The organism is Enterobacter sp. Taxon_2 (genome assembly GCF_058355295.1).
In genome coordinates, this window is sequence record NZ_CM178024.1 from 1,171,416 (window position 1) to 1,190,026 (window position 18,611).

The 18,611-nt window shown below is 58.4% G+C and carries 19 protein-coding genes; 8 read left to right on the forward strand and 11 right to left on the reverse strand.

What is annotated here, in order from left to right:
• Positions 1 to 49: 49 nt before the first annotated feature.
• The 3 genes from AC4IC4_RS05425 (at position 50) to AC4IC4_RS05435 (ending at position 2,956) form a co-directional block, all read left to right on the forward strand.
• Positions 50 to 1,603 carry an MFS transporter gene (locus AC4IC4_RS05425; protein ID WP_491472796.1) on the forward strand — a complete coding sequence of 518 codons (1,554 nt, stop codon included), beginning with the start codon at positions 50 to 52 and terminating at the stop codon, positions 1,601 to 1,603.
• Positions 1,604 to 1,699: 96 nt separating this feature from the next.
• Positions 1,700 to 2,518 (forward strand): AraC family transcriptional regulator, encoded by an 819-nt coding sequence (locus AC4IC4_RS05430; protein WP_491472303.1) that lies wholly within the window; start codon positions 1,700 to 1,702, stop codon positions 2,516 to 2,518.
• A 75-nt stretch (positions 2,519 to 2,593) separates the two neighbouring features.
• Entirely contained in the window at positions 2,594 to 2,956 is a 363-nt protein-coding gene (locus AC4IC4_RS05435) for a cupin domain-containing protein (protein ID WP_491472304.1), read from the forward strand.
• A 122-nt stretch (positions 2,957 to 3,078) separates the two neighbouring features.
• Here AC4IC4_RS05435 and AC4IC4_RS05440 read toward each other — a convergent pair whose 3' ends face one another.
• Positions 3,079 to 3,960 carry a LysR family transcriptional regulator gene (locus AC4IC4_RS05440; RefSeq protein WP_032649661.1) on the reverse strand — a complete coding sequence of 294 codons (882 nt, stop codon included), beginning with the start codon at positions 3,958 to 3,960 and terminating at the stop codon, positions 3,079 to 3,081.
• A 105-nt stretch (positions 3,961 to 4,065) separates the two neighbouring features.
• Between AC4IC4_RS05440 and budA the strand changes: the two genes are divergently transcribed.
• The 4 genes from budA (at position 4,066) to AC4IC4_RS05460 (ending at position 7,934) form a co-directional block, all read left to right on the forward strand.
• Positions 4,066 to 4,845 carry an acetolactate decarboxylase gene (budA, locus tag AC4IC4_RS05445; RefSeq protein ID WP_024906952.1) on the forward strand — a complete coding sequence of 260 codons (780 nt, stop codon included), beginning with the start codon at positions 4,066 to 4,068 and terminating at the stop codon, positions 4,843 to 4,845.
• Complete coding sequence (alsS, locus tag AC4IC4_RS05450; protein ID WP_491472305.1) at positions 4,817 to 6,538, forward strand: acetolactate synthase AlsS; 1,722 nt, start codon at positions 4,817 to 4,819, stop codon at positions 6,536 to 6,538. Before budA ends, alsS begins: the two co-directional genes overlap by 29 nt.
• 20 nt (positions 6,539 to 6,558) lie before the next feature.
• Entirely contained in the window at positions 6,559 to 7,329 is a 771-nt protein-coding gene (locus AC4IC4_RS05455) for a (S)-acetoin forming diacetyl reductase (protein WP_024906954.1), read from the forward strand.
• A 131-nt stretch (positions 7,330 to 7,460) separates the two neighbouring features.
• Positions 7,461 to 7,934, forward strand: coding sequence for a cold-shock protein (locus AC4IC4_RS05460; RefSeq protein ID WP_029741637.1), 474 nt, complete (start codon positions 7,461 to 7,463; stop codon positions 7,932 to 7,934).
• Between the two features lie 106 nt (positions 7,935 to 8,040).
• Here AC4IC4_RS05460 and AC4IC4_RS05465 read toward each other — a convergent pair whose 3' ends face one another.
• From AC4IC4_RS05465 to AC4IC4_RS05485, 5 genes are all read right to left on the reverse strand, one after another.
• On the reverse strand, positions 8,041 to 8,745 hold the full coding sequence (locus tag AC4IC4_RS05465) for an ABC transporter ATP-binding protein (RefSeq protein WP_491472306.1): 705 nt from the start codon (positions 8,743 to 8,745) through the stop codon (positions 8,041 to 8,043).
• A complete protein-coding gene (locus AC4IC4_RS05470; RefSeq protein WP_491472307.1) occupies positions 8,732 to 9,568 on the reverse strand; it encodes an ABC transporter ATP-binding protein in 837 nt (278 codons plus the stop codon). Before AC4IC4_RS05470 ends, AC4IC4_RS05465 begins: the two co-directional genes overlap by 14 nt.
• Positions 9,561 to 10,394 carry an ABC transporter permease gene (locus tag AC4IC4_RS05475; protein ID WP_491472308.1) on the reverse strand — a complete coding sequence of 278 codons (834 nt, stop codon included), beginning with the start codon at positions 10,392 to 10,394 and terminating at the stop codon, positions 9,561 to 9,563. The genes AC4IC4_RS05470 and AC4IC4_RS05475 overlap by 8 nt, the downstream gene beginning before the upstream one ends.
• Positions 10,394 to 11,407 (reverse strand): ABC transporter permease, encoded by a 1,014-nt coding sequence (locus tag AC4IC4_RS05480; protein ID WP_491472309.1) that lies wholly within the window; start codon positions 11,405 to 11,407, stop codon positions 10,394 to 10,396. The genes AC4IC4_RS05475 and AC4IC4_RS05480 overlap by 1 nt, the downstream gene beginning before the upstream one ends.
• Positions 11,408 to 11,551: 144 nt before the next feature.
• Positions 11,552 to 13,120 carry an ABC transporter substrate-binding protein gene (locus tag AC4IC4_RS05485; protein ID WP_248163545.1) on the reverse strand — a complete coding sequence of 523 codons (1,569 nt, stop codon included), beginning with the start codon at positions 13,118 to 13,120 and terminating at the stop codon, positions 11,552 to 11,554.
• A gap of 201 nt (positions 13,121 to 13,321) precedes the next feature.
• Between AC4IC4_RS05485 and AC4IC4_RS05490 the strand changes: the two genes are divergently transcribed.
• Positions 13,322 to 14,020: a GNAT family N-acetyltransferase gene (locus AC4IC4_RS05490; RefSeq protein ID WP_491472310.1), complete on the forward strand. Its 699-nt coding sequence runs from the start codon at positions 13,322 to 13,324 to the stop codon at positions 14,018 to 14,020.
• 33 nt (positions 14,021 to 14,053) lie between these two features.
• Here AC4IC4_RS05490 and AC4IC4_RS05495 read toward each other — a convergent pair whose 3' ends face one another.
• The 5 genes from AC4IC4_RS05495 to AC4IC4_RS05515 all read right to left on the reverse strand — a co-directional run bounded on the left by AC4IC4_RS05495 (position 14,054) and on the right by AC4IC4_RS05515 (position 18,601).
• On the reverse strand, positions 14,054 to 15,748 hold the full coding sequence (locus AC4IC4_RS05495; protein WP_491472311.1) for a thiamine pyrophosphate-binding protein: 1,695 nt from the start codon (positions 15,746 to 15,748) through the stop codon (positions 14,054 to 14,056).
• A gap of 33 nt (positions 15,749 to 15,781) precedes the next feature.
• Positions 15,782 to 16,522 (reverse strand): SDR family oxidoreductase, encoded by a 741-nt coding sequence (locus tag AC4IC4_RS05500; protein ID WP_491472312.1) that lies wholly within the window; start codon positions 16,520 to 16,522, stop codon positions 15,782 to 15,784.
• A 273-nt stretch (positions 16,523 to 16,795) separates the two neighbouring features.
• Positions 16,796 to 17,443 (reverse strand): anti-sigma factor, encoded by a 648-nt coding sequence (locus tag AC4IC4_RS05505; RefSeq protein WP_032649642.1) that lies wholly within the window; start codon positions 17,441 to 17,443, stop codon positions 16,796 to 16,798.
• Positions 17,440 to 17,994 (reverse strand): RNA polymerase sigma factor, encoded by a 555-nt coding sequence (locus AC4IC4_RS05510; protein WP_032649640.1) that lies wholly within the window; start codon positions 17,992 to 17,994, stop codon positions 17,440 to 17,442. The genes AC4IC4_RS05505 and AC4IC4_RS05510 overlap by 4 nt, the downstream gene beginning before the upstream one ends.
• Positions 17,995 to 18,037: 43 nt before the next feature.
• Positions 18,038 to 18,601, reverse strand: coding sequence for a fasciclin domain-containing protein (locus tag AC4IC4_RS05515; protein WP_024906966.1), 564 nt, complete (start codon positions 18,599 to 18,601; stop codon positions 18,038 to 18,040).
• Positions 18,602 to 18,611 lie beyond the last annotated feature (10 nt).

Below are 18,611 nucleotides of genomic sequence, written 5' to 3' on the forward strand. Positions count from 1 at the left end.
TGTCCGCAATAACATGGTTCACGTATTTCTCGCGAACCAGGATAACCCGATGCGCTCTTTCATAACTTCATTTCTCCGGCTTGCAGGAAGCCCCGCCGCCGCCTCAATTTTCGTGGCGGCCATACTGCTGCCGGTCAGTTTTACCGGTGGAGTGGTGACCACCCCTGCAATCAGCCATGCACTGGGCGGTTCCGCTGCGGCACTCTCATGGTTGACGAATGGATTCATGCTGACCTTCGGTAGCTTTCTCCTGTCAGCAGGCATAATGGCAGATGCAGCAGGCAGAAAACGGGTATTCATCCTGGGATTATTGATCTTTGGCCTCAGCAGTTCGCTCATATTCTTGGCCAATAATCTCTTTTTAATCAGCGTGCTCAGGTCACTACAGGGTATCGCAGCAGCGATGACTTTAGCGGGCGGGAGTGCTGTGCTCGCTCAGCTCTATGAGGGCGTTGCCCGAACCCGGGCATTCAGTATCCTGGGGACGATGTTTGGCACAGGATTAGCCTTCGGCCCTCTGGTTATTGGGTTTATCACTGATGTTCTGGGCTGGCGGTGGGTATATGCCTTGATGGCGCTGATCTCCGGAACGGTCATGCTGGTGGGCTCGTTGTTTATTCCCATGTCGGAAAAAAGTGAAAATCGACAGGTGGATTACGCAGGCTTAGCGCTGTTTACCGCTGCGCTGGTTCTGTTTACCGCGGGGGTCATGCTGGTGCCTGTCTGGGGGTTCTTATCCCTCTCCAACCTTGCTCTGTTTGCTACCGCTTTACTGCTTTTTATCACGTTTATAGTGCGCTGCCTGAACGTCGAAAATCCTGTATTCGACTTATCTCTTGTGCGCGAGCCGCGTTTTGCCGGCGTCTTGTTGCTGCCGGTAGCAACCTGCTATTGCTATGTTGTACTGTTGATTATCCTCCCGCTGCATTTTATGGGCGGTGACGGCCTGAGCGAGACACAGAGTGCGTTTTATCTTATGGCACTGACGGCTCCGATGCTGATCGTTCCCTCATTCGCCGCCTTAATGACCCGGTGGTTTAATCCCGGGGCTGTTTCTGCCGCAGGACTCATGTTATCCGCAGCCGGATTGCTTATTCTCGGGCAGGCTTTACAGAGCACCAGTAGCAACCTCTTAGTGTTTTCACTGGTTTTAACCGGTGCGGGCGCCGCGCTTCCATGGGGGCTGATGGATGGCCTGGCTATTTCCTCCGTGCCTGTCGAAAAATCCGGTATGGCAGCAGGCCTGTTTAATACTGTTCGCGTTGCGGGAGAGGGCATTGCGCTTGCTATGGTGTCAGCATTTTTAGTGGAAATGAACGCGCTCAATCTTAGAAAGAACCTCTCCGGTTATGCGTCAAAAAGTATTGATAGTGCCGCTTCATGGCTGGGAAGTGGCAATATTGAACGGGCCGCCGCTCTTTTGCCGGAACTTTCTCATCCATTACTCAGGGAAAGTTATGATTCAGCCTATGTCTGGCTCTTTCGTCTCCTCGCCGTCATCACTGCGCTTTGCGCATTCCTGGTCTGGCGAATGTTAGGGCGGATAAGTCCCGTTTATACCACCTTACCTTCAGCGGAGTCCCGGCCCCGACCCCCGCGTTAGCGCAAGGTCTTGCCGCGTTGCCAGCGACGACTTTCCAAACTGCACCCTATGCGTTTATGGTGTTGTTTCACCCTCACAGGGCATCAGGTGTCATCTATGACGAATGCAAAAGCCAACAAAGACTGGGTCAGACTGGCGCAACAACCCGGGAAAATAGAGCGCATTGAGGCGTATTTCAGCGGCCATGGCTATGAGCCGCATCGCCATGACACTTACGCCATAGGCCGGACCTTGTCCGGGGTGCAGAGTTTTCACTATCGGGGGAGTCAACAACATAGCCTTCCGGGCGGAACGATGGCCCTGCACCCGGACGAAGTGCATGATGGAGAAGCGGGAACAACAGAGGGATTCCAGTATCGAATGCTGTATATCGATCCGGCGTTAATTCAAAAAATCCTGGGCGGAAAGCCTTTGCCATTTATTCCCGGCGGGATTTCATCCGATCCCCGGCTTTTTGCCGCGACCGAACCGCTGTTAAAAGCGCCAGAAGAATCTGTCGATACGCTGGAAGAAGACGATGCGCTCTACGATCTCGCCCACGCGCTGGCCATCGTGGGAGGGCAACGTTTTCGCCGGAACAAGGTGGATTATCAATCCGCAGAGCGCGCGCGCGAATATATACACACTGAATTCATTCAGAACATTACGCTGGATACCTTATCCACCGTCAGTGGCAGGGATCGCTGGAGCCTGAGCCGGGATTTTCGTGCGCTTTATGGAACGAGTCCCTATCGCTATGTGACCATGCGTCGTCTTGAATACTGTCGACGCCTAATTCAGGCAGGCTTGTCGCTTGCTGAGGCTGCCGCTGCCGCGGGGTTTTCCGATCAAAGTCATATGACACGACAGTTTATAAAAACGTTAGGGATCTCTCCGGGACGCTGGCAAAAATTCATCCAAAACAGCCGTGCCTGATTTGCACGATCGTTCAAGACCGGCACGCTGACCTTATTCTATCCTGGACGCTTCTCAACCATAGGAAGTGTCTCCATGTATCAACCTGTTAATTTAGAAAATAAATTTTCTCTCTTCGACGCGCACTGGCAGCCGAAAGTCATCGCCCGGATGAACGACTATCAGTTTAAAATCGTCAAAATATCGGGTGATTTTATATGGCACGCGCACCCTGAAACCGATGAGGCATTCATCGTGGTCGAGGGCGTGTTACGTATTGATTTTCGTGACGGACATGTGCTCGTCAATCAGGGGGAAATGTACGTAGTGCCACAAGGCGTTGAACATAAAACGTCTGCTGAAACGACGGTAAAAATGATGATGATAGAACCTTGCGGGGTCCTGAATACCGGACACGAAGGCGGGGATCGCACCGCAGAGAACGATGTCTGGATTTAACGTCGGAGGCTGACTTGCCGGGTGGCGGCTGCGCCTTACCCGGCCTACAAGAGAAAAAAGAAAAGCGACACGAACCGTAGGCCCGTGCAAGCGAAGCGCCGCCGGGCACAGCCACACTGCCGTCACCCTTCGCTCAGCATCGTCAAAAACCGCTTTACCGTCCGCGAACGTTCAAACCGCCGCCAGCAGAGCGCGATGTCGGTATAAAGCTCCGGTGAGCTCAGCGTGTGATAGGTGACATTCGGCGGCGAAATGGCCGCCATGGATTTCGGCACCAGCGCGAACCCGCCGCCTGCAGAGACCATGCTCAGGGAGGACGAAAGCTGCGACGACTGCAGCGCGTGCTGCACGTCAATCCCGGCCCGCTCGCAGCAGCCGTGAACCCGGTCATACAGGCCCGGCGCGACCTCCTGCGGGAACAACACCACCGGCGTCTCCCGAAGCTGCTCTAACGCCAGCGAATCGCACGCCGCCAGCGGATGATCGCGATGCAGCGCCACCACCATCGGCTCCCGGTCGAGGATTTTTAACTCGAACGCCTTGCTGCTCTCGCACGGCAGGCGCACGAAGGCGATATCCAGTTCACCCTCTGCTAGCATCGTCGTCAGCGACGACATATTGGCTTCCACCTGGTGAACCTGCACCGCCATGTTCTGCACCTGAAACTGGCGAATCAGGGTAAAGATTTTGGGATGAAAAGCGTCGGAGCTGGTGATGCCAATCGACAGGTTGCCGTTCAGCCCGCGCGCGATGCCGCGGGCTTTCTCCAGCGCGGCATCGCTCAGCGCCAGGATCTTGCAGGCATCCTCGTAGAAGGCTTCTCCCGCTTCGGTCAGCTCCACGCCCCGCGTCAGACGTCTGAACAACGGCGTACCCACTTCCTCTTCGAGCCGTTTGATTTGCTGACTCAGAGGAGGTTGTGAAATACCCAGCGCTTCGGCCGCCCTGGTGAAGTGTCGCTCGCGTGCTACCGCGACAAAATACCGCAGATAACGAAGTTCCATATCTAAAACGTCTCAAACCAGCATGGTTTCTATATTGGAACTCTCTGCTGAATCGGGTCAACATTTATTTAACCTTTCTAAATAAAGTTGAAGAGGAAGAGCATGATGATGCATTCATCTGCCTGCGACTGTGAGGCCAGTTTGTGCGAGACCCTGCGCGGGTTCTCCGCCCAGCATCCTGACAGCGTGATCTATCAGACATCGCTAATGAGCGCCCTGTTAAGCGGCGTGTATGAAGGAGAGACCACCATCGCCGATCTGCTGGCACACGGTGATTTTGGTCTGGGTACCTTCAACGAACTGGACGGCGAAATGATTGCCTTCAGCAGCCAGGTGTACCAGCTGCGCGCCGACGGCAGCGCCCGGGCCGCGAAGCCGGAGCAGAAAACGCCGTTCGCGGTTATGACCTGGTTCCAGCCGCAGTATCGTATCACCTTCAATGCGCCGGTGAGCCGTCAGCAGATCCACGACGTCATCGACCAGCAGATCCCCTCCGATAACCTGTTCTGCGCGCTGCGCATCGACGGCAACTTCCGTCACGCCCACACCCGCACCGTACCGCGCCAGAAGCCGCCGTACCGCGCGATGACCGACGTGCTGGACGACCAGCCGGTGTTCCGCTTTAACCAGCGCGAGGGTGTGCTGGTCGGGTTCCGCACGCCGCAGCATATGCAGGGCATCAACGTGGCGGGCTATCACGAGCATTTCATCACCGACGACCGTCAGGGCGGGGGCCATCTGCTCGACTACCAGCTGGAGAGCGGCGTCCTCACCTTCGGTGAAATTCACAAGCTGATGATCGATCTGCCCGCCGACAGCGCCTTTTTACAGGCCAACCTTCACCCCAGCAATCTGGATGCGGCGATCCGTGCCGTCGAAAACTAACAGGAGAACTACCGTGAACAGTGAGAAACAGTCACGTCAGTGGGCGCACGGCGCCGATTTGGTTGTTGGCCAGCTGGAAGCGCAGGGCGTGAAGCAGGTGTTCGGGATCCCGGGGGCGAAAATCGACAAGGTCTTTGATTCCCTGCTGGATTCCTCCATCGAAATTATTCCGGTGCGTCACGAAGCCAACGCGGCGTTTATGGCGGCGGCGGTAGGGCGTCTGACCGGCAAGGCCGGGGTGGCGCTGGTGACCTCCGGGCCGGGCTGTTCCAACCTGATCACCGGCATCGCCACCGCCAACAGCGAAGGCGACCCGGTGGTGGCGCTGGGCGGGGCGGTGAAGCGGGCAGATAAAGCCAAGCTGGTGCACCAGAGCATGGACACCGTCGCCATGTTCAGCCCGGTCACCAAATACGCCGTGGAGGTGAGTGCGCCGGACGCGATTGCTGAGGTGGTTTCCAACGCGTTTCGCGCCGCCGAGCACGGCAGGCCGGGGGGCGCATTCGTCAGCCTGCCGCAGGATATTGTCGACCAGCCCGCCACGGGGGCAATTTTGCCCGCCAGCGGTCCCGCGCTGATGGGGCCGGCACCGGAATCCGCCATCAACGACGTGGCGAAGCTTATCGAAAAGGCCAAAAACCCGGTCATCCTGCTGGGGCTGATGGCGAGCCAGCCAGCCAACAGTGCGGCGCTGCGCAAGCTGCTGGAGAAAAGCCGCATTCCGGTTACCAGCACCTATCAGGCCGCCGGGGCGGTGAACCAGGAGCACTTCACCCGCTTCGCCGGACGCGTCGGTCTCTTCAATAATCAGGCGGGCGACCGGCTGCTCCATCTGGCGGATCTGATTATCTGCATCGGCTATAGTCCGGTGGAATACGAGCCGTCCATGTGGAACAGCGGCGACGCCACGCTGGTGCACATCGATGTGCTGCCTGCCTATGAAGAACGAAACTACGTGCCGGATCTGGAGCTGGTGGGGGACATCGCCGAAACGCTGAATCAGCTCGCTAACCGTATCGACCATAAGCTTGAGCTAAGCCAGCGGGCCTCCGAAATTCTGGTCGATCGTCAGCATCAACGCGATCTGCTCGATCGTCGCGGCGCCTCGCTCAACCAGTTTGCCCTGCATCCGCTGCGCATCGTGCGCGCCATGCAGGACATCGTGAATAACGACGTGACGCTCACCGTCGACATGGGCAGCTTCCACATCTGGATCGCCCGCTATCTCTACAGCTTCCGGGCGCGTCAGGTGATGATCTCCAACGGTCAGCAGACCATGGGCGTCGCGCTGCCGTGGGCCATTGGCGCGTGGCTGGTCAACCCGAGCCGCAAGGTGGTTTCGGTCTCCGGTGACGGCGGCTTCCTGCAGTCGAGCATGGAGCTGGAAACCGCGGTGCGCCTCAACGCTAACGTGCTGCACATCGTCTGGGTGGATAACGGCTACAACATGGTTGCCATTCAGGAAGAGAAAAAATACCAGCGTCTTTCCGGCGTCGAGTTTGGCCCGGTCGATTTCAAAGTCTATGCCGACGCCTTTGGCGCGAGAGGCTTTGCCGTGGAGAGCGCCGACGCGCTCGAACCCACGCTGCGTGCGGCGATGGATGTGGATGGCCCGGCCGTGGTGGCCATTCCCGTCGACTACAGCGATAACCCGCTGCTGATGGGCCAGCTCCATCTCAGCCAGATTTTGTGAATCAACATAAGGACAGAGAAATGCAAAAAGTTGCTCTCGTAACAGGCTCAGGCCAGGGGATTGGTAAAGCGATCGCGCTTCGCCTGGTGAAGGATGGCTTTGCCGTCGCCATCGCCGACTATAACGTTGAGACGGCAAGAGCCGTCGCCGATGAAATCATCCGTAACGGCGGGAACGCCGTCGCCGTGAAGGTGGATGTCTCTGACCGCGAACAGGTATTTGCGGCGGTGGAGAAAGCCCGCACCGCGCTGGGCGGATTCAACGTGATCGTCAATAACGCCGGGATTGCGCCGTCTACCCCAATTGAATCCATCACGCCGGATATTGTCGACAAGGTCTACAACATTAACGTGAAAGGGGTGATCTGGGGGATCCAGGCCGCGATTGACGCGTTCCGCAAAGAGGGGCACGGCGGCAAGATCATCAACGCCTGCTCCCAGGCGGGCCACACCGGCAACCCGGAGCTGGCGGTCTATAGTTCCAGCAAGTTCGCGGTGCGCGGCTTGACCCAGACCGCGGCACGGGATCTCGCGCCGCTGGGGATAACCGTTAACGCCTACTGCCCGGGCATCGTTAAAACGCCGATGTGGGCAGAGATTGACCGTCAGGTCTCCGAGGCGGCGGGTAAACCGCTCGGCTACGGGACCGAAACCTTTGCCAAACGCATCACGCTTGGCCGCCTGTCCGAACCGGAAGATGTCGCCGCCTGCGTCTCATACCTGGCGGGGCCGGATTCCGACTACATGACCGGCCAGTCGCTCTTAATTGATGGTGGGATGGTGTTCAACTAAATTCTAATAAGCTCTGACATGAGTTTTCCCCTGCACCCGTGCAGGGGCTTTTTTTTGTCTCCTCCGCCATTGTGCATTACACTGCGCGCTGCAAAACTTTAGTCATTACGATCTGACAGGCGGTAACAGCGATGAACGGTACAATCACAACGTGGTTTAAAGATAAAGGCTTTGGATTTATCAAAGATGAAAACGGCGATAACCGCTATTTTCATGTGATTAAGGTCGCGAACCCCGATCTGATTAAGAAAGATGCCGCGGTGACCTTCGAGCCGACCACCAACAACAAAGGCCTTTCCGCCTACGCGGTGAAGGTGATCCCGGAAAGCAAACATCTCTTTATTGCGGGCGAGCGCGTGAAGCTCACCTCCATCAAATCCTTCGTGGTATTCAACGAAGAAGAGCCCGCGGATACCAAAATCGACAAAGAGAATGCGGTGCTGTCGGTGGGGCTGCTGATGAACAGCATCAAGCCGAAATCCGAGAAAAAGCCGGGCGAAATGCGCACGGTGAAGAAGCTGGCAATCACCACCTTCCAGAACACGACGCTGATCTTCACCGAAGATGAGATCGACATTGATGCCACGGTGAAGCTGCTGAAGTAACGTTTTGCCGGGTGGCGGCTACGCCTTACCCGGCCTACAAAAAAACTCAACGCGGCACGAAACGTAGGCCCGGTAAGCGCCGCGCCACCGGGCACCGCCGCACGGTTTACCCCATCCTGTGCTCGCCCCGTAACATCGCCTCATGGTCAAACACCTTCTGGATCTCCCCGTGCGACATAAACGCCGCCCGGTCGGACATATGGGCAATCACGTCCGCATCGTGACTCACCAGCAGATAGGTCATCTCGTGCTCGGCCTTCAGGCGGTTGAGCAGGTTCAGGATCTCCGCCTGTACCGACATATCCAGCGCCGAGGTCGGCTCGTCCAGCAGCAGAAGCTGCGGGCGCAGCAGCAGCGCGCGGGCAATGGCCACGCGCTGGCGCTGGCCGCCGGAAAGCTGATGCGGATAACGTTTACCCGCGTCGGCAGAAAGCCCCACCTCGTGTAGTGCATTGGCCACCTTTTCCGCGATTTGCGTCTCGCCATGGATGCTTAACGGCTCCGACAGCGTGCGCGCAATGGTGTGGTTCGGGTGCAGCGACGCCCACGGATCCTGAAACACCATCTGCACGTTGCGGCGAAGCTCGCCTTCAAAACGTCGCCCTGGCGTTAACGCTTCTCCCAGCAGTGCAATACTGCCGCGCCAGTCGCGCTGCAGCCCAGCCAGCACGCGCAGAAGGGTCGATTTGCCGCAGCCGGATTCACCTATCAGGCTGAAGGTTTCACCTTTCTCGATGGCAAAGCTGGCGGCGGACACCGCCGTTTTCTCCCCGAAGCTCACCTGGAGATCCTTTACTTCAACGAGCGCCATTATCGGCCTCCTTCCACGGCTGCGAACGGTCGAGCGTTGGCAGCATCTGCCCATAGGTACTGGCGTCTGGACGACAGGTCCACAGGGTGCGCGTGTACGGATGCGTTGCCTGCGGGAGTTGGCTTGCCGCCATCTCATCCACCTTTTCGCCCTGATACATCACCAGCACGCGGTCGCAGTGCTCCGCCACCAGCGGCAGATCGTGGCTGATTAACAGCATCGTCATCCGGCGTTCTTCGCACTGCTGCACCAGCAGTTCGAGGATCTGGCTACGCAGGCGGGCGTCCAGCGCGGAGGTAGGTTCGTCGGCAATCAGCACCTGCGGGTTGTTGATCAGCGCAATCGCAATCATCACCCGCTGGCCCATGCCTCCGGAAAGCTCACCGGGGTAGCGCTGGAGGACATGTTCGTTGAGTCCGACGGCGCGGATGATGTCGTGAATGCGTGCCTGGCGTTCTGAACGCGGCAGCCGCTGATGCAGCGTAAGCGCCTCATCAAGCTGGGCGGCGACGCTTTTCACGGGGTTAAGGGCGTAGCGCGGGTCCTGCAGGACCATCGCAATCCCGTTGCCGCGCAGCGCCTGCCAGCGGCGGGGGCTCAGGGTCAGGAGGTCGTTGCCGAGCACGTTAAGCCGGTTAGCGCTTACGATGCCGGGCTTACGCACCAGCCCCATCAGGGCGCGGGCGGACATCGACTTGCCGGAGCCGGATTCCCCCACCAGCGCCAGCCGTTCGTTGCCAAGCGTGAAGCTCAGGTTGTTGACCACGCGCGCGGCGGGGTAGTCGATATTCAGCGCATCGACGATGACGCGGTGTTCAGTCATGCTGTGGCTCCAGTACGTCGCGCAGGCCGTCGCCCAGCAGGTTAAAGGCCAGGCTGGCAAACAGAATCGCCCCGCCCGGAATGGCGGCAATCCACCACTGGTCGAAAATGACCTGCATGCCGTCGGCAATCATCGCGCCCCATTCGGCCATGGGCGGACGTGCGCCAAGACCGAGGAAGCCCAGCCCGGCGGCCGCCAGAATAATCCCCGCCAGATCCAGCGCCAGGCGCACAATCGCGGACGGCAGGCACAGGGGCAGAATATGGCCGACCAGCAGGCGCAGGCCGCGAATGCCCATCATCTCGGCGGCGGCCAGATAATCGCTGTGGCGCAGACGCTGAATTTCACTCCGCGCCTGACGCGCATAGGCAGGCCAGGTGGTTAAGGCCAGCGCCAGCGCGCCGTTGACCAGCCCCGGGCCGAGCATCGCCACAAACGCGAAGGCGAGGATCAGGCGCGGCATCGACATCACCACGTCGGTGAAGCGCATCAGGATGCGCTCCATCCAGCCGCCGTAGTAGCCGGACAAAATCCCCACCAGCAGCCCGGCAGGCAGGGTGATAACGGTAACCAGCGCCACCAGCCCGAGCGCCGGACGGGTGCCATAAATCAGGCGCGAGAGCAGGTCGCGCCCGTAGCTGTCGGTACCCAGCCAGTGCTGGCCGTTCGGGGCCTGTAAGCGCGTGGCGGCGTCCTGCCAGTTCGGGTCAAGCGGCGCGAGCCAGGGGGCGAACAGGGCGATAAACACCAGCAGCGCGATGGCCACCAGCCCGCAAAACGCGGCAGGGGAGCGGCGCAGGCGGCATAAGAAAAGATAAAACGGCATCAGCGCACCCTGGGATAGGTCGCCCGCACGAGCAGGTCGGTAAGGTTATTGATCAGCACGAAGCAGACGCCAATCAGCAGCGTGCCGCCCATGATGGCGGTGGTGTCTCCGGCGAACAGGGCGGTGGTGAGGTAGCGCCCGATCCCCGGCCAGGAGAAGACGGTTTCGGTCAGTACCGCGCCTTCCAGCATGCTGGTGTAGGCGAGGGCGATCACCGTCAGCAGGGTGCCGCGAATGTTTGGCAGCACGTGGCGCAGCAGGATGGTCATCTCCCCGGCTCCCTTGGCGCGGGCGAGCAGGATGTACTCTTTGTTCATTTCGCCGAGGCAGGCGGAGCGCGTCAGGCGGGTAATGCTCGCCAGCGAGTAATAGGCCAGCAGCAGCACCGGCAGCACCAGGTGGCTGATGGCGTTGCGAAACGCCTCGCGGTCGCCGGAAAGCCAGGTATCTATCAGCGCAAAGCCGGTACGCGGTTCGACGGTGAACTGCCAGATATCATCCAACCTGCCGGGACCCGCGCTCCACTGCAGCTTCGCGTAGAACAGGGCCAGCATCAGCAGGCCGAGCCAGAAGATCGGCACCGAATTGCCGAGCAGGGTGAGGGTTCTGATGGCGAAGTCCAGTGGCGAACCGGCGTAGCGGGCGCACAGCACACCCGCAATCACGCCGAGTACCGTGCCGATAATTAGCGCCAGCGTTGCCAGCTCCAGCGTGGCGGGGAAGGCGTGCAGCAGATCCTGCAGCACCGGCTGCCCGGTGGCGCTGGCGGTGCCCAAATCACCGTGGGCAAGGTTTTGCAGGTAGTGCCAGAACTGCACGGGCAGGGAACGATCCAGCCCAAGCTGGTGGCGAACCTGATCGTACGTCGACTGGCTGGCGTGATCCCCGACGATCTGCAGCACGCGATCGACCGGTGAAAACGCCGACAGCGCAAACGTGACGAGCAGCAGTCCGAAGAGCGTGAGCAGCAGGGTCAGCAGGCCCTGGAGCACGCGGGTGGAAAGATGTGGCATGGGAAAATCGTTATCCTGAAAATATGCACGGACGACCCCCTCTCCCCTTGGGAGAGGGCGGGGGTGAGGGGAAACAGGCGGCTCTGCTGCGCGATGTTGCCCTCACCCCAACCCTCTCCCACGGGAGAGGGAGAAAGACAAGGGCTACTTCGTAACGCGATCGTACCAGACCATATCCGCGTTCAGCCCCTGCTGATACCCCTTCACGTTATCGCGCACCACGATCTGGGTTTTGCCCTGATCGACAAATACGTATGGCGAGCTCTGCTGCAGCTGTTCCTGCATCTTCTTGTACAGATCCAGACGCTTCGCCGGATCCGGTTCGGCAACCGCCGCCAGCGTGGCCTTGTTCAGCTCCGGGATTTTCCAGCCGTTCAGGCCGGCCACGGTGCTGGACTTCCCGTCGTTCCACGCGAAGGCGCTGGCGTTAGAGTGCGCATCGAAGTAGTCCGGGATCCACAGACGAATCGCCGCCTGATGCTGCTTAGCGCGCACGCGGGCATAGACCTGGCTCCCGGCGGCAGGCAGCAGATCCACCTTCACGCCACCCTGCGCAAAGCTCGCCTGCATCGACTGGGCGATGGTGATAAACGGCGGCTTGTTCTCCACGTCCAGCGTGAAGTGCGCGTCCTTAATGCCCGCTTTGGCGAGAATGGCTTTCGCTTTTGCCGGGTCAAATTTAAACGGATTGTCTTCCAGCGCGCCCGGCAGACCGACCGGCAGGAAGCTCTGATGAACAAAGTACTGGCCTTTCAGCAGATTTTTAGTGATGCCGTCATAATCCACCAGCCAGCGCGACGCTTCCCAGAAGGCCGGGTTATTCAGCAGCGGGTTAGCGCTGTTGCCGGTGTTAAACACCAGGTAATTCTGTTCCGCAGACGGGATGCTCAGCACCTTCACGCCCGGCTTGCCGTCGAGCGCGCTTATCTGATCGGCCCCCAGATCGCGCGCCACGTCCGCATCACCCTGCTGGATCAGCAGGCGGCGTGAAGCAGGATCGGGGACGTTTTTAATGATGATGCTTTTGAGCTTCGGCGCGCCGCCGGGCGCGGAGTCGTTAGCTTCCAGCACGATAGCCTGATGCGGCTGATAGACGCGCATTTTGAACGCGCCGCTGCCCGCCGAGTGCATTTTCAGCCACGCGTTGCCGAAGTCATTATCCTTCACGTTTGCCGCGACCTGCTTTTCATCGACGATAGAGGCAATCGGCGTGGAGAGAATATTCAGCGCCACCGATGGGCTGACGTCCGCCGTCCAGTGCAGCTGGAGGGTGTGATCGTCCACCTTTTTTAGCTGGCTGGCGATGTTGCTCGCGTCCCAGCCCAGCACGTTGAGGATAAAGGCCGGGGATTTGTTCAGCGTCACGGCGCGGGTGTAAGAGAAAATCACGTCTTCCGGGCGCAGCGGGTTGCCGGAGGCGAATTTCGCATCGGGTTTAAGCTTGATGGTCAGGGTTTTTGCTGCCGCGTCCGCTTCCCAGCTTTCCGCCAGAATCGGCGTGATTTTTTCCGGATTATCGCGGTCCGGCTGGACCAGACGCTGGTACAGGCTCGGCACGGTCTGGATGCTGGAAAGCTCGTTGGCTTCAGCCGGGTCGAGGCTCACGATGTCATCAAGCCCCTGGGCAACCACCAGCGTGTTGGGCGGAGTAGCGGCGTGGGTAGCGCCTGAGAGCGCAGCCAGCACCAGTAACGGCAACAGTTTTTTCGTCATAGCGATCCCTGAGAAGAATATATTGTGATTGTTTTATGCTCCGCTAAGTTAGGTCGACTATGACATTCCGCAAAGTCGAAATTCAGCTTTACTTATACTTTCCGGGAATATCGCATGCGCTCGGGCTATTAAAACACGCTGCTTTTCGCGCGCTTTTTAACCTGATATAACAAATGCCTTACCTTTCAGGGAGTCACCACCGTGCCCGAAATCAATCAACATGGTCAAACCGTTAACGATATCGTTCCCGACTGGAAAGGCGCGCGCGTATTAACCCGCACGCCGCTGCTCGGCCAGTATTGCCGCCTGGAGCCGCTGGACGCCGATCGCCACGCGGCCGATCTCTATGAGGCCTACGCGCTGGGCGACGACAGCGACTGGACGTGGCTTGCCAGCACGCAGCCAGCGAGCGTGGAAGCCACCGCGCACTGGATCATGGCGAAGGTGATGGACGATGAGCTGGTGCCGTTTGCCGTCATTGATTTACGCACCGAGCGTGCGGTGGGGCTGGTGAGCTATATGGCCAACGAGCGGCTGCTGGGGTCGGTGGAGATCGGGCACGTCACCTGGTCGCGCAAGATGAAAGGGACCCGGATAGGCACCGAAACGGTGTGGCTGCTGCTGAAAAATGCGTTTGAGCACGGCTACCGGCGCCTCGAGTGGAAGTGCGATTCGATGAACGTTGCCTCACGCAGGGCGGCGGAGCGGCTGGGGTTTGTCTGGGAAGGGCGCCTGCGCCAGAAGCTGGTGCGCAAAGGGCGCAACCGCGACAGCGATATGCTTTCTATTATTGACGGCGAATGGCCGCAAAGAGACGCGGAGCTGCGCGCCTGGCTGGCGACGGAGAATTTTGACGACGACGGGCGTCAGATAAAGCGTCTTGAGGCGTTTCGGTTATAAGTTTTTTATGTAGGGTACAGCGTAAACGCGTGGCTAATCCGCGGAAATCGCGATTTCTATCAGGTTGGTTTTTCCTGACTGTAGCCCGCGCGCTACCGCTTCGGCGATATCTGCAGCCTCGGTTACCCGGCAGCAGTGGACGCCCATGGCGGTGGCCAGCGACTGAAAATCGATATGCGGGTTCACCAGGTCCATCCCGATAAAACGCCCCAGCCGCGTTGAGCTGTAGTCGGCCTGGCTCTTCATAAAGTTTTTCAGGATGTTGTACTCCCTGTTATTCATGACGATAAAGGTGACCGGCAGATTTTCGTGTGCCGCCGTCCAGAGCGCCTGCGGCGAGTACAGGGAGGCTCCGTCACCTATCAGGCAGACCACCGGCTCCCGTCCGCGTCCCAGCGAGTGCCCTACTGAGGCAGGCATCCCCCAGCCCAGTCCGCCGCCGCGCATAAAGTAGTAGCGCTGGTGCTGCTGGTCAGAGATGAACCGGCGGACATGCCTGGCGGTCGCTATTGCCTCATCAACGATGGTGGTACCCGCCGGAATGGATCGGATGACTTCCCAGGCTGCGACCATCGGGGAGATCGCCGGGCGTAGCCGCTCGGCGGCCAGACGTTCCTCCTGCTGCTGCCACTCCTTCTCCCGTTCGTCGCGGGCCGCAACCAGCATCCGCTGGTGGACCAGCCTGCTGGCGATCAGGCGCTGCTCAAGCTTCGGCAACAGTTCGTGCAGGGAGAGCTTGATATCCCCCATCACCGAAAGGCGAGTGGCATAGGTGCGGCCAAGCTCGTGCATATCCGCCGAGAGCTGATACACCGCGCAGGTCGCCGGAATGGCTTCGCCCTCGCTGTACAAAATGGTGATCAGGCTTCTGCCGCCGATGATGAATACGGCATCGTAGGCGTTAATGATGCTGGAGATTTCGCTGGCGGTGGTGGGCATATTGCCCCGCCAGAGCGCGTGCTGAGTGGGAAAAGGCAAATTCAGCGGCCAGGAGGAGCCGTAGACGTGGGCGCTGAGCGCTTCCGCCAGCTGGACAATCTCCTGCGTCGAGCCGCTGGAGTGCACCTCATCCCCCGCCACAATCATGATCCTGCCGGGCGTAACCTGGCTCAGTTCTTCGGCCAGTTCGTCCAGCGAGCCCGCCACGGTGTGGTAGTTCACTTTAGAGGCCGTTTGTATCCCGGCGTCGCTGAGCTCTTCCATCACGTTCATTGGCAGAGAGAGCAGCACCGGACCGGCCGGAGGATAGCTGGCAGCGTGAAACGCGCGGCGTACCAGCACCGGGAGCTGGTCGGCGCTGGTGACCTCCTGCGCCCATTTCATGACCGGGGAGCCAATGGAAACAATATCATCATACAGCAGCGGGTCGCGGACGTAGTGCCGCGTATCCTGCTGTCCGACGGTGACCACCAGCGGGGTTTTCATGATCCGCGAATTAATCAGATTCCCCATGCCGTGCCCCAGACCGCTGGCGGTATGCAAATTGATAAAGCCCGTTTTGCCGGAGGCTTTCGCATAGCCGTCAGCAATCGCCACCACGGTGCTCTCCTGAAGCGCCAGAATATAGTGAATATTTTCATGGCGAAGCAGGGCATCAATGAGTGGAAGCTCGGTGGTACCGGGGTTGCCAAAAATATATTCCACGCCTTCACTCTCCAGCACTTCAAGGAGAATATCGGCACCCGTTCGCATATTGAGATCTGATAAGGACGTTAATGATTTAATCATAATGACACCTCATTCAGCATTATTTAACGCCGGCTAAAATTCTTCCTGCGTTGGACGAACAACAATTTCATTAATATCAACGTCGCCAGGCTGTTCTATGGCAAATAAAACCGCGCGGGCAATCGCGTCAGCCGGAATAGCCTGCTTATAAAACTCATGGAGAAATTTTTTGCTCTCTTCGTCAGAGCTACCGAATTGCAGTTCGCTTTCAACGGCGCCGGGGGAAATAAGCGTCGTGCGGAGGGTTTTACCCGCTTCCTGACGTAAGCCTTCACTCAGCGCGCGGACGGCGAATTTCGTGGCGCTGTACACCACGCCGCCAGGCGCCAGCACCTTGATGCCCGCGACGGAGGCAACGTTAATAAAATGCCCACTGCCCTGACGCTGGAACACCGGGAAAGCGGCAGCGATGCCGTACAGCACCCCTTTCAGATTGGTATCAATCATCTTGTCCCATTCGTCGGTTTTCAGCTCGCTAAGGGGGGCGATAGCCATAAAGCCCGCGTTGTTGATCAGCACATCCACGCGCTGGTAGGCGGCAACGGTAGCGTCAATGGCGCGCTGAACCTCTTCCTGACGGGTGACATCGGCCTTGACGGCAATAGCCTGGCCGCCTTGCTGAATAATCTGATCCACCAGGGCATTAATTCTGTCCAGACGGCGCGCCACCAGCACCAGCGAAAACGCGTTATTCGCTAAATGGAGGGCAATCGCCTGACCAATACCGCTGCTGGCACCGGTAATGACAACAACCTTGTTTGCACTATTATTCATGATCTTATCTCGCTATTGAGTGATGCAAAAAATAAAAGGCAGAGAAGCGTTAATGAATAATGACAAATTCATTAACGCGGTTTTGGATATATTGTGTATCGGGAATAAAATGATGTTCGTTTAAAACTTAATGGAGTGCGGGAGAGTCTGTCAATGTCGTTTTTTTATAATTAAATTAATTACAGGCTTAATATTTAATTCTTATAGGTAACCGATAATAGTATATAAATGAAATGGGGTCACGATAGCGGCCCTGCGAACAGGGCCTGAGGATTACAATTTGCCACTGTAAAGCACCGGGCCAGTGGGAAGTCCAGTGGGCGAGCCGCCCTCTGGTTCAAGGCTTATGGCTATCGTGGCGTCAGGTGGAAGCGTTGTGTTCCTGAGAGTGACGCGTGTGGGGATGTCGTTATGCAGCAGCCCCATGGATACCGGCGCCTGCCCGCCTGGGATCAGCCAAAGCTGCAGGCTGTGTTGCGCCGCGACGGCCGTTGGTCGAAGAGGGGCAATGCTCAGGTGTTGACGGCTGGCGTCCGCGCTGACGACCCACTGTCCGTGCTGTTGGGTATCGTTGAGTACCATCAGCGGAGCGAGTTCCGGGGTACGGATGGCATACCAGGCAACGACCGACAGGGCGGCGAGGGAGGCCGCAGCCATCCAGCCGACATAAGGCCGACTTTTGCGTAAAGGCTTTTTGGGCGGCAGATCGAGGGCGATTCTCTTCCACACCGTCTCGGGTGGAGGGACGGGCACAAGATGACTATCCAGTGTGCTGAACATGTCCTGCCAGTACGCCACGCGGGCGGCCAGAGCGGGTTCATGGAGGACCCTTTTCTGGAACTGAAGCCGCGCTCCTCCCCGCAGCGTGCCGAGGGCATACTCTGCTGCCAGCATGTCGTCGCGTTTTTCTGCGTCATTCATAGCCCGACACACTCCCGAAGATGGTCCATTGCCCGACGTATCCAGCTTTTCACCGAGCCCAGAGGCTGCTGGAGCCAGTCGGCAATGTCGCTGTGAGACATTCCCTGATAGTAGGCGAGCGTAATGCTCTGGCGCTGTTCGCTGCTCAAATGTTCGAGACACTGCCTGAGCCGTTCTGCCTGCACATCGTCGTGCCAGTTATTCTGCTCATCGTTCTCGCAAGGCAGAATCGCGTCGTTATACGCCGTCTCGCGGTCGGCAGCGCGGGTTTGCCCGCTGCGCAGCCAGTCAATACAGCGGTTGCGCACAATGTGCGTAAGCCAGGTCATCGGGGAGCTCAGTGCAGCGTTGTAGGTTTCGGCTTTACTCCAGACGGTGATAAAACAGTCGTGAAGGATCTCTTCTGCCCACGCGCGGTCACGCAGCATGCGCAGCGCGACGGCAAACAGGTGTGGCGACGTGAGTCGATAAAGTTGTTCAAATGCACGGCGATCGCCGTTTGCGACCGCCTGCATTAATTTCAGTTGCTGTTCAGCCAGCGCGTTATCCATGTTTTTCCCGGAAGGCAACGTCACACTTCCGAAGTATAGACAACTACTTAGGCATCAGGACGGTATCAATCACATCGATCACACCGTTTTTTTGATGAACGTCATAGGTGCTAATGTTCGCCACATTGCCTTTACCGTCCTTAAGCTGAATATTGTGCGGACCGTTGCTCATGATCCACAGCGGCTGACCGTTAACGGTCTTCAGCTCCGCGTGGCCGCCGCCCTGTTTAATTTTCTGCTCCAGCGCTTTCATATCGTAATTACCGGCGACCACGTGATAGGTCAGGATGCTGGTGAGCGTGGCTTTGTTTTCGGGTTTGACCAGGTTCTCGACCGTGCCGGCAGGCAATTTCGCAAACGCCGCATTGGTCGGCGCAAACACGGTGAACGGCCCTTTGCTCTGAAGCGTATCCACCAGTCCTGCCGCTTTGACGGCGGCTACCAGCGTGGTGTGATCTTTCGAGTTTATGGCGTTTTCAACAATATTTTTGCTCGGGAACATTTCCGCTCCGCCCACCATCACGGAGCCTGACGTCATGGCGGCTGATGCGCCTGCACAGAAGAGTAAAGCGCTGGTTACGAATGCAACACGGGTTAGCTTTTTCATCATCTTTCCT